At 62.2% G+C, this 11,960-nt stretch carries 10 protein-coding genes; 6 read left to right on the forward strand and 4 right to left on the reverse strand.

Features of this window, described 5'->3' with window-relative positions; all coding sequences use genetic code 11:
* Positions 1-21: 21 nt before the first annotated feature.
* The 3 genes from AC0L2U_RS19980 to AC0L2U_RS19990 form a co-directional block, all read right to left on the reverse strand.
* Entirely contained in the window at positions 22-1,554 is a 1,533-nt protein-coding gene (locus tag AC0L2U_RS19980; RefSeq protein WP_473602517.1) for an ABC transporter substrate-binding protein, read from the reverse strand.
* Between the two features lie 74 nt (positions 1,555-1,628).
* Positions 1,629-3,071 carry an amidase gene (locus AC0L2U_RS19985; RefSeq protein ID WP_473602518.1) on the reverse strand — a complete coding sequence of 481 codons (1,443 nt, stop codon included), beginning with the start codon at positions 3,069-3,071 and terminating at the stop codon, positions 1,629-1,631.
* 46 nt (positions 3,072-3,117) lie between these two features.
* Positions 3,118-4,068, reverse strand: coding sequence for a MurR/RpiR family transcriptional regulator (locus AC0L2U_RS19990; protein WP_473602520.1), 951 nt, complete (start codon positions 4,066-4,068; stop codon positions 3,118-3,120).
* A gap of 380 nt (positions 4,069-4,448) precedes the next feature.
* Between AC0L2U_RS19990 and AC0L2U_RS19995 the strand changes: the two genes are divergently transcribed.
* The 5 genes from AC0L2U_RS19995 to AC0L2U_RS20015 all read left to right on the forward strand — a co-directional run bounded on the left by AC0L2U_RS19995 (position 4,449) and on the right by AC0L2U_RS20015 (position 9,703).
* On the forward strand, positions 4,449-5,777 hold the full coding sequence (locus AC0L2U_RS19995) for an NAD(P)H-dependent oxidoreductase (RefSeq protein WP_127267166.1): 1,329 nt from the start codon (positions 4,449-4,451) through the stop codon (positions 5,775-5,777).
* A gap of 2 nt (positions 5,778-5,779) precedes the next feature.
* A complete protein-coding gene (locus AC0L2U_RS20000; RefSeq protein ID WP_127261511.1) occupies positions 5,780-6,808 on the forward strand; it encodes a thiamine pyrophosphate-dependent dehydrogenase E1 component subunit alpha in 1,029 nt (342 codons plus the stop codon).
* Positions 6,808-7,806 carry an alpha-ketoacid dehydrogenase subunit beta gene (locus tag AC0L2U_RS20005; RefSeq protein ID WP_352582015.1) on the forward strand — a complete coding sequence of 333 codons (999 nt, stop codon included), beginning with the start codon at positions 6,808-6,810 and terminating at the stop codon, positions 7,804-7,806. The genes AC0L2U_RS20000 and AC0L2U_RS20005 overlap by 1 nt, the downstream gene beginning before the upstream one ends.
* 3 nt (positions 7,807-7,809) lie before the next feature.
* A complete protein-coding gene (locus AC0L2U_RS20010; RefSeq protein ID WP_473602521.1) occupies positions 7,810-9,219 on the forward strand; it encodes a pyruvate dehydrogenase complex dihydrolipoamide acetyltransferase in 1,410 nt (469 codons plus the stop codon).
* A 115-nt stretch (positions 9,220-9,334) separates the two neighbouring features.
* Complete coding sequence (locus tag AC0L2U_RS20015; RefSeq protein ID WP_127271283.1) at positions 9,335-9,703, forward strand: hypothetical protein; 369 nt, start codon at positions 9,335-9,337, stop codon at positions 9,701-9,703.
* A gap of 29 nt (positions 9,704-9,732) precedes the next feature.
* Here AC0L2U_RS20015 and AC0L2U_RS20020 read toward each other — a convergent pair whose 3' ends face one another.
* A complete protein-coding gene (locus AC0L2U_RS20020; protein WP_473602523.1) occupies positions 9,733-10,704 on the reverse strand; it encodes a sugar-binding transcriptional regulator in 972 nt (323 codons plus the stop codon).
* Between the two features lie 259 nt (positions 10,705-10,963).
* Between AC0L2U_RS20020 and AC0L2U_RS20025 the strand changes: the two genes are divergently transcribed.
* Complete coding sequence (locus AC0L2U_RS20025) at positions 10,964-11,950, forward strand: ABC transporter substrate-binding protein (protein ID WP_473602524.1); 987 nt, start codon at positions 10,964-10,966, stop codon at positions 11,948-11,950.
* Positions 11,951-11,960: the final 10 nt, after the last annotated feature.

Consider the following 11,960-nt stretch of genomic DNA (forward strand, 5'->3'; position numbering starts at 1 on the left):
CCGTCTCGCATCCTGTGCCGATCAATCCAGGCTGGTCCCGCCGATGGACGAGAATTGCAGGCCGACGTTCAGGACCAACCCTCTCACGCTCGGAGCATAGGCGTTGAGCCACGTCGGGTGATAGAGCGCCACCTGCGCCACCTCGTCCACCACGGTCTTCTGGATCTGGGCATAGAGCTCGGCCCGTTTGGCATTGTCCGCCTCGCCCGAGGCTTCATCGATCAGTTTGTCGACCGTTTCGTTGTTGTAGCGGGTGTAGTAGGACTTGTTGTCGCCCGCGCCCCAGACGCACCAGCGCAATGCGTTGTCGGGATCTCGCGTCTCGTTGTACCACCAGTTCATTTCCGCCTGGTACTCGCCATCGGCGAGGCGGGTCCATGCCTGGGTTGAATCGATCTTGGCAATGTTGACGGTGATGCCGACTTCCGCCAACTGCGCCTGGATCAGCACCGCCGCCTTTTCCTCGTCGGCACTTCCGGCATTCTGAATGAGTTCGAAACTGGCTCCGGTCTTGCCGGATTCAGCCAACAGGGCCTTGGCCTTTTCGACGTCTCGGGCAATGACTGGCAGCGATTTGTCGAAGAAATCGAGTGTCGGGCTCATGATGGAACTGGCCGGCGTGCCGAGACCCAGCGTCACCGCGGCATTGATGGCGGTGCGGTCGATGCCGTAGCTGACGGCCTGGCGGAATTTGAGGTCGTTGAAGGGTTCTGCCGAATGGTTGATCAGCATGTCATAAGTGGTGCTCGAAGGTTCAGGGTCGGCGCGGAAGCCGGCGGCCTTCAACTCGGCCATACGCGGGGCCGGAACTCCCAGGCAGACGTCGAGTTCGCCCGCCTGCAACATCGAGACCCTGGTGTTGTCGTCCGGGACATAGCGGAATTCGACGCCGTCGATCTTGGGCTCGCCTTGGCGGTAATAGTGCTCGTTGCGGCCAAGGACCACGCGGTCTCCCGGTTTCAATTCGACGAATTTGAACGGCCCTGATGTGACCGGCGCCTTGGCGAAAGCGTCGTCTCCCATTTTCTCGACCGCTGCCTTCGGCACAATGCCGGTATTCCAGATTTCGGTCAGCGTCAGGAAGGGCGTGAATTTGCGATCGAGCGTCATCACCACTGTCCTGGCGTCCTTTGCCTCGATCTTGGTCAGTGGCTGGAACGGCGCCGCATAGGCGGAATCCTTCTGGAAGCGCATGCGGTTCCAGCTGAACGCCACGTCCTCGGCCGTGATCGGCGACCCATCGGAAAATTTGGCCTCGCGCAGGTGGAAGGTATAGGTCTTGCCGTCATCCGCGATGTCCCAGCTCTCGGCAAGGCCTGGGCCGACTTCGGTGCGATCGGCATTGGCATGCAGCAGGCGTGCATACATCATGCCCTGGATAAGGATATCGGCTCCATAAGTGGTTTTGATCGGGTCCAGGGTGAGAACCTCGGCCCCATAGGCCATACGCAGTATCTTGCTGCCGTCAGCGTTGGCTCGAAGCAATGTGGCCGGCAATGTCGCGATGCTGAAGCCGGCAAACGCCGCACTTTTGAGGAATACTCTGCGGTCCATGACAAACTCCCATTTTCGTTGATGATGTTCCCGGGGCGGTTCCATGCTTGTTGGTTCAAGCAGTCCTTGTTGGTTCAAGCAGTCTTGGTGATGTGGGTAGGTGGTTTGCGCTGGTGCCAGGCGTAGTCGGCCTCAAGCACCGCACCTAGCCGCAGCAGCAGGTCGTCGCGTCCGAATGCGGCGATGAACTGCACGCCGATCGGCAGGCCGTTTTGCGTCCAGCCGAGCGGCAGTGATATCGCCGGCGATCCGGTACCATTGAAGAGCGCGCTGAACGTCTCCTTCGGCGCCAGATCCTCGAACACCGTATCGATGTCGCGGCCTGGACGATCCGGGTCGTACGTGCCGAGCAATTCCGGCGAGATCGCGCAAGTCGGCGTCACCAGCACATCATGGACGGCCAGGAACTCACCAACGGTCCGCGTGGTCCGGTCATACACCGCGAGAGCCGCGATCAGGCTTGCCGCATCGAGCGTTCGGCCATGGCGGTAGACGGCAAGTGTCGTCTGCTGCAGGCTGGCTTCATCGATCGGCCGCCGCAGCAGGCCCGCCAACTCGTCGAGCGACTGCGTCGTGGAGGCTGCCCAGATCACTTTCTGTGCCGCCAGATAGCGCTCGTAGTCGAACACAGGACCGGCCTCGACAACCTTGTGGCCCATCTGCTCCAGCCTCTTGCCCACTTCGAGGACTGTGGCCTTCACCTCGGCGTCGAGCGGATAGCCGGACCAGGACGTTGTGCACAGGGCAACGCGCAAAGCCTTGGGCGGCGTGATGATCGCCTGGGCATAGCTGGTGGTCGGAGGGACTATCTCATAGCTGTCGCCGGGAAGTGGACCAGATCCCAGATCAAGCAAAGCCGCCGTGTCGCGGATCGAGCGTGTCAGCATGAATGAGATGGAGAGACCCAGCATTGGCGCATTCGATTCCGGCGCGCCGCTGATCCGCCCACGGGACGGCTTCAGGCCGACGACACCGCAAAAGGAGGCAGGGATGCGAATGGAGCCACCGCCATCGCCGCCTTGCGCGAAAGGAACGATGCCGGCGGCAACGGCAGCGGCCGCGCCGCCGCTCGATCCCGCAACACTCCGGCTGGTATCCCAGGGGTTGCGCGTCGCACCATAGAGCGAGGATTCGGTTGCCGCCGCTATGCCGAATTCCGACGTGGTGGTGCGCCCGACATTGGCAAGGCCACCGGATCGCAGTTTCACCCAGAAGGCGTCATCGCCGCCCGCAGTGAAGCCCTTGGCAAAAACGCTGCCGAACTCTCCTGGCCGGCCGGCCTCGATGGGGAAATCCTTGGTCAGCGTCGGCATGCCGTAGAAAGGTGCTGGTCCGGGGACGTCGCCAAGGGATTCGATCGCATCGGCATAGGTTTCGATCACGGCATTGAGCTGCGGATTGACCGCGGCGATCCCCGAAAGGATGCAGTTTCCCAGTTCGCGCGGCGTGATTTCCCGCTTGCGCAGGAGTTCGGCCAGGCCAAGGCCGTCATGGGCGGCGTATTCCGTCAGATTCATGCGCTTGCCCTCATCGTCCACAGGTCCAGCAACCGGTGATGCATCGTCATTTTTCGTCTTCTTCCTCTTTGATATGCCGCGCTACGCGCCGTGGTGGTTTGTGAAAGGTCCGCAGGATTCCGGCGATATCCTCCAGCTCATTCATCCGCGTCTCAGCCGATTTGCCGAGTTTCTCGGCAACGGAATGCGTGAGGAGGTTCAGAACCGAACTTATCGCGGCCGTCGAATCCCAGTACAGGTCGACGCGCGTCGATACTTCGAGCGCCAGTTTTGTGTATTCAGATGCCCAATGGCTGTATTTGTCGGTAACGATGATCAGAGGAATCTTTCGGCGCTTGATCTGGGCGCAAAGCCGAAAGCTCATCGCTGCGTATTCCGCCGTGTCGATCAGCAGGACGCAAGAATTTTCGCCGCTATCGGTAAGTATTTCCGAGAACGTGCCGCCCAAACCTTCGGCAAAGCGGACACCGCTCCGCACCCAGCGCAGACGTGTCGCGAAATCGAGCCCCAGTCCCTTCACCGCCTGGAAGCTGACGCAGTTCACGCGGTCGCAGGTGCTCAGCAGATGAACGATTTCGGACCACATCTCGCCCTGGGCAAGGCCATAGGCCGCGGCCAAGGCCTGCTGCTCCATCTCCAGGCTGCGAGCCAACCGCTCCTGCTTCTCGCCGCCGATGCGAAAACGCAACTCAGCACTGTCCAGGCCTGGGCTTGTGACTTTCGGCGCGGAGCGCAGGCCACGCTTCATTTCCTTGAGGTCGGTGTAGCCGAGACGCCGCACGAAACGGGTGACGCTTGCCTCGCTTACGCCGGCGCCGGCGGCAATGGTGGCGCCAGTTTCAAAGGGAATGTCATGGATGTTGGCGAGCAGGTATCGCGCGATTGCCTGCTCGGTCCGCGCGAACTCCAGCCAACCCTCACGCAACCTGGCTTCCAGCGCGCTGGCCACCTCGGTCTCACCGGAAACAGTCTTCTCGCCAGGCGTTTTCATCTTCATCGGCCGCAACGTCCCTTGGCAGACCTATTTGGAACAGACCGGAAAAGGCCACCCCAGGAAGCGCAGTTCATTTCCAGTTCATGACGCGACGCTAGCACGCGAGAACACGCTGTGAAAGATAAATTTTACAATATAATATTTCGGTACTTTTATTTCACGACCGGCCGTAATCGCAAAAAAGCGTGCCGCGCTGGCTGCGCGCCTGCGAGCGAACCTGTCTTCGCGCGTCGCGCGGTTCCCGGCTTCGTTTCGTCCATGGTTCGGGTTGCGGGGAAGTGGTTTTAAGCACGAGAATCTGGACATTAGTCTTGACAGAAATACAGATGTTCAATACCCGTCAGGCAATCGAACAAGCCTGCATTATGGGAGGAACGAGCGGTATGGCTTCCAATGTTTCGTTGACGGGCCTTGCCCGCGATCTCGAGGAACGCGCCAAGTCGGGCAAGCCTATCCGCATCGGCCTGATCGGCTCGGGCGAGATGGGAACCGACATCGTCACTCGTGTCGCCCATATGTCAGGCATCGAGATCGGCGCCATTTCCGAACTGAACCTGCCTGCCGCCAGCAAGGCCGTCGATATCGCCTTCCAGGAAACCGGGCATGCGCGCGAGGTGTCGAATGCGTCGGCGATGACGGCGGCGATGGAAGCCGGCAAGGTGGCGGTCACCAACGATGCCAGCCTTGTCATCAACAACGATCTGATCGACGTCGTCATCGACGCCACCGGGGTTCCCGCCGTCGGCGCCGAGATCGGGCTGCGCGCCATGGAACATGGCAAGCATCTGGTGATGATGAATGTCGAGGCCGATGTCACCATCGGCGCCTATCTGAAGAGCGAGGCCGACCGGCTCGGCGTCACCTATTCGCTGGGTGCCGGCGACGAGCCGTCCTCCTGCATGGAACTGATCGAGTTCGTTTCGGCCATGGGGCATCCGATCGTTGCCGCCGGCAAGGGCAAGAACAATCCGCTCAACATCGACGCCATTCCCCCAGACTATGAGGAGGAAGCCAAGCGCCGGCACATGAATGTGCGGATGCTGGTCGAATTCGTCGACGGCTCCAAGACCATGGTCGAGATGGCGGCAATCGCCAATGCCACCGGCCTGGTTCCAGACAAGGCCGGCATGCATGGCCCGGCGGCCACGCTTGGCGAACTGTCCAAGGTGCTGGTGCCGCAGAAGGATGGCGGCGTGCTGTCGAGGGTCGGCGTCGTCGACTATTCGATCGGCAAGGGTGTCGCGCCCGGCGTCTTCGTCGTTGCCGATATGTCGCATCCGCGCATCTCCGAGCGTATGGAAGATTTGAAGATGGGCAAAGGCCCGTATTTCACTTTCCATCGTCCCTATCACCTGACCTCGCTCGAAGTGCCGCTGACCTGCGCGCGCGTCGTGCTCTACGGCAAGGCCGACATGGTGCCGCTGGCCAAACCGGTGGCCGAAGTCGCCGCCGTGGCCAAGAAGGACATGAAGCCCGGCGAGAAGCTCGATGCGATCGGCGAATATTGCTATCGTGCCTGGATCATGACGACGCCTGAGGCGCGCGCCGCCAAGGCCATTCCCTGCGGCCTGCTGCAGGGCGGCTCGGTCACCGCGCCGATCAAGAAGGGCGAGCTCATAACCTACGCGAATGCAGCGCCCGCGGCGGGCTCCAAGATCGCCGAACTGCGCGCCCGCCAGGACAAGCTCGTCTATGGGTCCGTGGGAGCGTGATCATGGCCACAGCCAGCAAAGCCGTCACTGACAGTCGCGCCAATCTGCCCTTCGTCTACCGCCACTACAGCGCCGAGCAGCTCAGGGAGGTGCTCCACAAGATGTACCTGATCCGCCGCTTCGAAGAGGGCGCGGAGGAGTGCTACACGCGCGGTCTCATCCACGGCACCATGCATTTGTCGATCGGCCAGGAAGCCAGCGCCATGGGCATCTGCATGCCGCTTGCCGAGGATGACCAGATCACCTCGACGCATCGCGGTCATGGCCACTGCATTGCCAAGGGTGCCGAGGTCAAGCGCATGTTCGCCGAGTTCTTCGGCAAGACCACAGGCTATTGCAAGGGCCGTGGCGGCTCGATGCACATCGCCGATGTCGGCAAGGGCAATCTCGGCGCCAATGGCATCGTCGGCGGCGGCATCCCGATCGCCGTCGGGGCGGCATTGTCCTCCAAGATGATGAAGACCGGCAAGGTCGTGGTCTCGTTCTTCGGCGATGGCGCCAACAATGAAGGCGCTTTCCACGAGGCGCTCAACATGGCGGCGGTCTGGAAGCTGCCCGTCATTTTCGTCTGCGAGAACAATGGCTACGGCATGTCCACATCGACAGCCCGCTCGACCGCGGTCAAGAACATCGCCGAGCGCGCCGCCGCCTATTCGATGCCGGGCGTCATCGTCAACGGCAACATCTTCTCCGAGGTCGCCGAGGCGTCTCATCAGGCTATCGCCCGAGCCCGCGCCGGCGAGGGGCCGACGCTGATCGAGTCCAAGACCTACCGCCATCGCGGCCATTCCAAGAGCGACCGCAACCGCTATCGCACCAAGGAAGAGATCGAGGACTGGATGTCGAACCGCGATCCGATCACCCTGTTCGAAAGCGAGCTCAGGGAATTCGGCTTCATCGACGACAAGGGCATCGAGGCCATTCGCGATGCCGTGGCGCAAGAGATCGCCGAGGGCATCGAGTTCGCCAAGGCGAGCCCATCGCCCGATATCAGCGAGACCGGAAATTACGTGTATACGGAGCAGGCGTGATGGACGCGATGGTGCGTGAACTGAGCTACGCCCAGGCGATCCAGGAAGCCATGGCGATCGCCATGGACATGGACGAACGCGTTTTCCTGATGGGCGAGGATATCGGTGTCTATGGCGGCGCCTTCCAGGTCACCGGCGACCTGGTCGAACGTTACGGCGCTGACCGCGTCATCGACACGCCGATTTCGGAATTGGGCGGCGCGGGCGTCGCGGTGGGCGCTGCCCTCACGGGCATGCGACCGATCTTCGAGTTCCAGTTTTCCGACTTCGCCACGCTTGCCATGGAGCAGATCGTCAACCAGGCGGCCAAGATGCGCTTCATGTTGGGCGGCGAGGTTTCGGTTCCCGTGGTGATGCGCTTTCCCGCCGGTTCCGGCACCGGTGCGGCGGCTCAGCACAGCCAGAGCCTGGAAGCCTGGCTCGGCCATGTGCCGGGTCTGAAAGTCATCCAGCCGGCGACCCCCCATGATGCCAAGGGTATGCTGTTGGCGGCGGTCGCCGATCCCGATCCGGTCATGATCTTCGAGCACAAGCTGCTCTACAAGATGAAGGGACCGGTGCCCGAAGGCTATTACACCGTGCCGATCGGCAAGGCAGATATCCGCCGCGAGGGCCGCGACCTGACCATCGTCGCCACCTCGATCATGGTGCAGAAGGCGCTCGACGCGGCTGCCGCGCTGGAGAGCGAAGGCATCGACGTCGAAGTCGTCGATCTCCGCACCATCCGGCCGATGGACAAGCAGACCGTCATCGACAGTGTCAAGAAGACGTCGCGGCTGCTATGCGTCTACGAAGCGGTCAAGACGCTGGGCATCGGCGCCGAGGTCAGCGCCATGATCGCCGAGAGCGAAGCGTTCGATTATCTCGATGCGCCGATCGTGCGGCTGGGCGGCGCCGAAACGCCGATCCCCTATAATCCGGAGTTGGAGAAGGCGACGGTGCCGCAAATTCCCGACATCATCACCGCTGCGCGCGACCTCGTGAAAGGGGTTCGCTGAGAAATGCCGACCGAAGTCATTCTTCCCAAGGTCGACATGGACATGGCGACCGGACAGATCTCGCGTTGGTTCGCCGAGGAAGGCGCGCACGTCAAGAAGGGCGATGTGCTGTTCGAGATCGAGACCGACAAGGCGGCGATGGAAATCGACGCGCCGGCCAGCGGCGTGCTGCGCGACGTCACCGGCAAGGAAGGTGTCGATATTGCGGTCGGTGCAGCTGTTGCATGGATCTATGCCGACGGTGAAAGCTATGCGCCAAATTCCCCCCTCAAGGGGGAGATGTCGACCAAGTCGACAGAGGGGGTTGCCTCAGGAGGCACCCCTGTACCGTCGAGCCAAGTCGAACCGACCCCACCCGACCGGCCTGCGGCCGGCCACCCTCCCCTCGAGGGGGAGGGGAAAGCCCGCGCGACACCTTTGGCCAGGCGCCTAGCCCGCGAGGCTGGCCTGAACCTCTCAACCGTATCCGGCACAGGCCCATACGGCCGTGTTGTAAAAGCCGATATCGACGCCGCACTTTCCTCCCTCCTCGAGGGGGAGGTGTCCGCGAAGCGGACGGAGGGGGTCGCCTCAGGAGGCGCCGCCCAATTCAGCACCGCCCTGGCGCCGACACCGGTCGAAGCGACCCCACCCGACCGGCCTGCGGCCGGCCACCCTCCCCTCAAGGGGGAGGGGGACGTGCTGCGTCTGTTCGAACAGGGCTCCTACGAACTCGTCCCGCATGACGTCTTGCGCAAGACCATTGCGCGACGGCTGGTCGAGGCCAAGACCACCATCCCGCATTTCTACCTGACGCTCGACTGCGAGCTCGATGCGCTGCTGGCGCTGCGCACGCAGATCAATGCGGCTGCCCCGGTGAAGAAGACCGATAAGGGCGAGGCTCCGGCCTACAAGCTGTCTGTCAACGACATGGTCATCAAGGCGATGGCCATGGCGCTGAAGGCGGTGCCGGATGCCAATGCCTCATGGACCGAAAGCGCCATGGTCAAGCACAAGCATGCCGATGTCGGCGTTGCCGTGTCGATCCCCGGTGGCCTGATCACGCCGATTATCCGCAAGGCCGACGAAAAGACGCTGTCCACCATCTCCAACGAGATGAAGGACCTGGCCAGCCGTGCGCGCGGCCGCAAGCTGAAGCCGGAAGAGTATCAGGGCGGCACCACGGCGGTGTCCAACCTCGGCATGTTCGGCATCAAGGATTTTGCCGCGGTCATCAACCCGCCGCATGCGACCATCCTGGCGGTCGGTGCCGGCGAGGAGCGGGCGGTGGTCAAGAACGGCGAGATCAAAATCGCCACCGTGATGTCGGTGACGCTGTCGACCGACCACCGCGCCGTCGACGGCGCGCTGGGTGCCGAACTGCTGGTCGCCTTCAAGAACCTCCTTGAAAATCCGATGGGCCTGCTGGTCTGATCCATCAAGCAGAAGCCGGCGCCGAATGATGCGCCGGCTTACGACAGAAACGACTTGTCAGGCGCCGACCCTTGACCCATGTTCTATCTGGATTGCGATCCAGGGAGGCCAAAATATGCCTGCATTCGACCCGTCTGACGTGAAAACCCTGTTCGGCAAGGTCATGGGCGCGTCGCCATCCGACATCAAGCTGGTGGCGCAGCGACTGCACGACCACGCCTTCGAGCCGCGCATGTCGGCGGACGAGACCAGGCAGCTCGTTGCCAGCCTCGGCTATGACAGCCTGGACGCGTTCTGCGCCGACATCGGCTTGCCCACGCACATCGCCGAGCGGTGGAGCCGTTTCGGTGTTTCCGGCGAGATGAAGCAGGTGTTCACGCTGTTGGCGGCGCAGCGCAAGCGGGTGGCCGAGGCGGTCGCCGAATTCGAATCCATGACCCATGTCGGCGTCGAGGATTTTTTGCGCGAGCGCGGGCTCATTTAGCGGGAAACACGGGAGCCAGTCGGATCGGCTCAGCCGCCCTTGGCAAGCAGCGCCGTGGCGGTATCGCTGTCGGTGATCAGCACGTTGGTGTCGACGGCTTTCAGCGCGGCGAGGATCGCCGCGACCTTGCGCTTGCCGCCCGCGGCAAGAACGACATTAGGCACGTTGCTGACCACATCGAGATCGATGGCCATGACGCGGCTGTTGACCTCGTGGTCGACCAGTCCGCCGGCGGGATCGACGAAATAGCACAGCATGTTGGCGACCGCGCCCTTCGCTTTCAGCGGAGCGATCAGCGATGACGGCACGATGCCATGCCGGAAGATGGTGGCGTCCGGTGACATGTCGCCGACGGTGAGCAACGCGATGTCGGCGGTCGCCGCGCGTTGGCGCACATCCTGCAGGGTCGGCTGTGCCCAGAGGAGATCACGCAGCGAGGAATTGTCGACCGTCACCGGCGCGGTGATCTGGTAGCTGTCGACTTCGAAGACGTCTGCGACCTTGGCTGCGACAATCGATGGATTGATCCACTGCGAGTGCGGCAGGCTGCCGACGAGCGCCACCACGCAGGCACGCTTCAACTGCCGGCGGGCAAGGAAGCCGAGGCTGGCATGCAGGGTCGCGCCGCCACCGATCGCCAGCGTCATGCCGTCCTGCATCTGCTCGCCGAGATAGGCCGCGACGGCGTGGCCGATGGCCTTCTCCAGATGGTCATGCGCCGAAGGCGTCGGGATGACGACGGCGGCATTCAGACCCCAGCGCTTTTCCAGCTCCCGCTCGAGCGCCACCTGTCCGGCGGTCGGCGCGTTGATCATGGTGACGACGATGCCTTCGGCGGTGCACGAGGCCAGGGTACGCATGACCTTCACCCTGGAGACATCGAGCTTTTCGGCGATCTGTTCCTGGGTGAAACCTTCGACATAGTAGAGCCATGCCGTCTTGACGGTAAGGTCCGACGAGACCATCGGCAGGCGAGCCTGTCTGGGTTTTTCTGTGGTCATCGGTTCCTGTCCCTCATGAGCCGTGGCCTGCCCGGTGCTCATCAAGGAAACACCGGCCGGATGTCAACTGATGCCGGATCTTCGGCGTGTCGATTGTCGCACATTTCTGTTCATTTGTAATTGACATCGTACATATGAACATATTTTGTGGGTTTCACGCGCTGTGTCATCCACCAGTCATATGCGCCGTGCAGGGAGGAAGAGACGGGGAGCCGGCCAGAGCCGGACCGGTCATGCACAGACAAGACAGGAGGTCTCATTGAAGACGCACTTCATCAAGCAGCTGGCCAGCCAGCTGGCGCTCGCGGCAACTTTGTTTGCCGGCGTGGCAAACGCCGAAACACTGACGCTCTACACGTCCCAGCCGGAAGCCGACGCGGCCAAGACCGTGGATGCCTTCAAGAAGGCGCAGCCGGGTATCGACGTGACCATCTATCGCTCCGGAACGAGCGACATCCTGACCAAGATGGCGGCCGAGTTTGCCGCCGGCAGCCCGCAGCCCGACGTGCTTCTGATCGCCGATGCGGTCTCGATGGAGCTGTTGAAGAAGGACGACCGGCTGCTGCCCTATCCCGAGGCAAAGCTCGAAGGCATCGAGGCGGATGCCTATGATGCCGACAAGACCTATTTCGGCAGCAAGCTGATCACCACCGGCATCGTCTACAACACCGCGGCGACCGAGAAGCCGCAGCATTGGGCCGATCTCGCCAAGCCGGCCTATGCAGATGGCCTGGTCATGCCGAGCCCGCTCTATTCGGGTGCCGCTGCCTACCTGCTTTCGGGCTTCGTCGGCGATACCAATTATGGCTGGGATTTCTTCCAGAAGCTGAAGACCAACAATACCGTCAGCGTGCGCGGCAATGGTGCGGTGCTGAAGTCGGTGGCATCGGGCGAAAAGCCCTATGGCATCCTCGTCGACTTCATGGCGATGAACGCCAAGAAGAAGGGTTCCCCGGTCGAGTTCGTGTTCCCCTCGGAAGGTGTGCCGGCAGTGACCGAACCGGTCGCCATCATGAAGACCGCCAGGAATGTCGATGGCGCCAAGAAGTTCGTCGACTTCATTCTTTCCGATGACGGCCAGAAGCTGGCGCTTTCGATGGGCTATCTGCCGGCGCGCGCCTCGGTCGGCCGCCCCGAATGGCTGCCGGAAGGCGTCAAGGTCAAGGTGATGTCGTTCGACACCAAGGCAATCGTCGCCAAGACCGACGCCGACAAGGCGAAGTTCTCGGAACTGTTCGGCGGCTGAGCCGGCAATC

It is taken from the genome of Mesorhizobium sp. WSM4808 (assembly GCF_055811675.1).

Coding starts and splice junctions, on each gene's coding strand:
- AC0L2U_RS19995 (WP_127267166.1), top strand. CDS start 4,449: ATGGCTTCCAATGTTTCGTTGACGGGCCTTGCCCGCGATCTCGAGGAA.
- AC0L2U_RS19980 (WP_473602517.1), bottom strand. CDS start 1,554: ATGGACCGCAGAGTATTCCTCAAAAGTGCGGCGTTTGCCGGCTTCAGC.
- AC0L2U_RS20000 (WP_127261511.1), top strand. CDS start 5,780: ATGGCCACAGCCAGCAAAGCCGTCACTGACAGTCGCGCCAATCTGCCC.
- AC0L2U_RS19990 (WP_473602520.1), bottom strand. CDS start 4,068: ATGAAGATGAAAACGCCTGGCGAGAAGACTGTTTCCGGTGAGACCGAG.
- AC0L2U_RS20015 (WP_127271283.1), top strand. CDS start 9,335: ATGCCTGCATTCGACCCGTCTGACGTGAAAACCCTGTTCGGCAAGGTC.
- AC0L2U_RS20005 (WP_352582015.1), top strand. CDS start 6,808: ATGGACGCGATGGTGCGTGAACTGAGCTACGCCCAGGCGATCCAGGAA.
- AC0L2U_RS20020 (WP_473602523.1), bottom strand. CDS start 10,704: ATGACCACAGAAAAACCCAGACAGGCTCGCCTGCCGATGGTCTCGTCG.
- AC0L2U_RS19985 (WP_473602518.1), bottom strand. CDS start 3,071: ATGAATCTGACGGAATACGCCGCCCATGACGGCCTTGGCCTGGCCGAA.
- AC0L2U_RS20010 (WP_473602521.1), top strand. CDS start 7,810: ATGCCGACCGAAGTCATTCTTCCCAAGGTCGACATGGACATGGCGACC.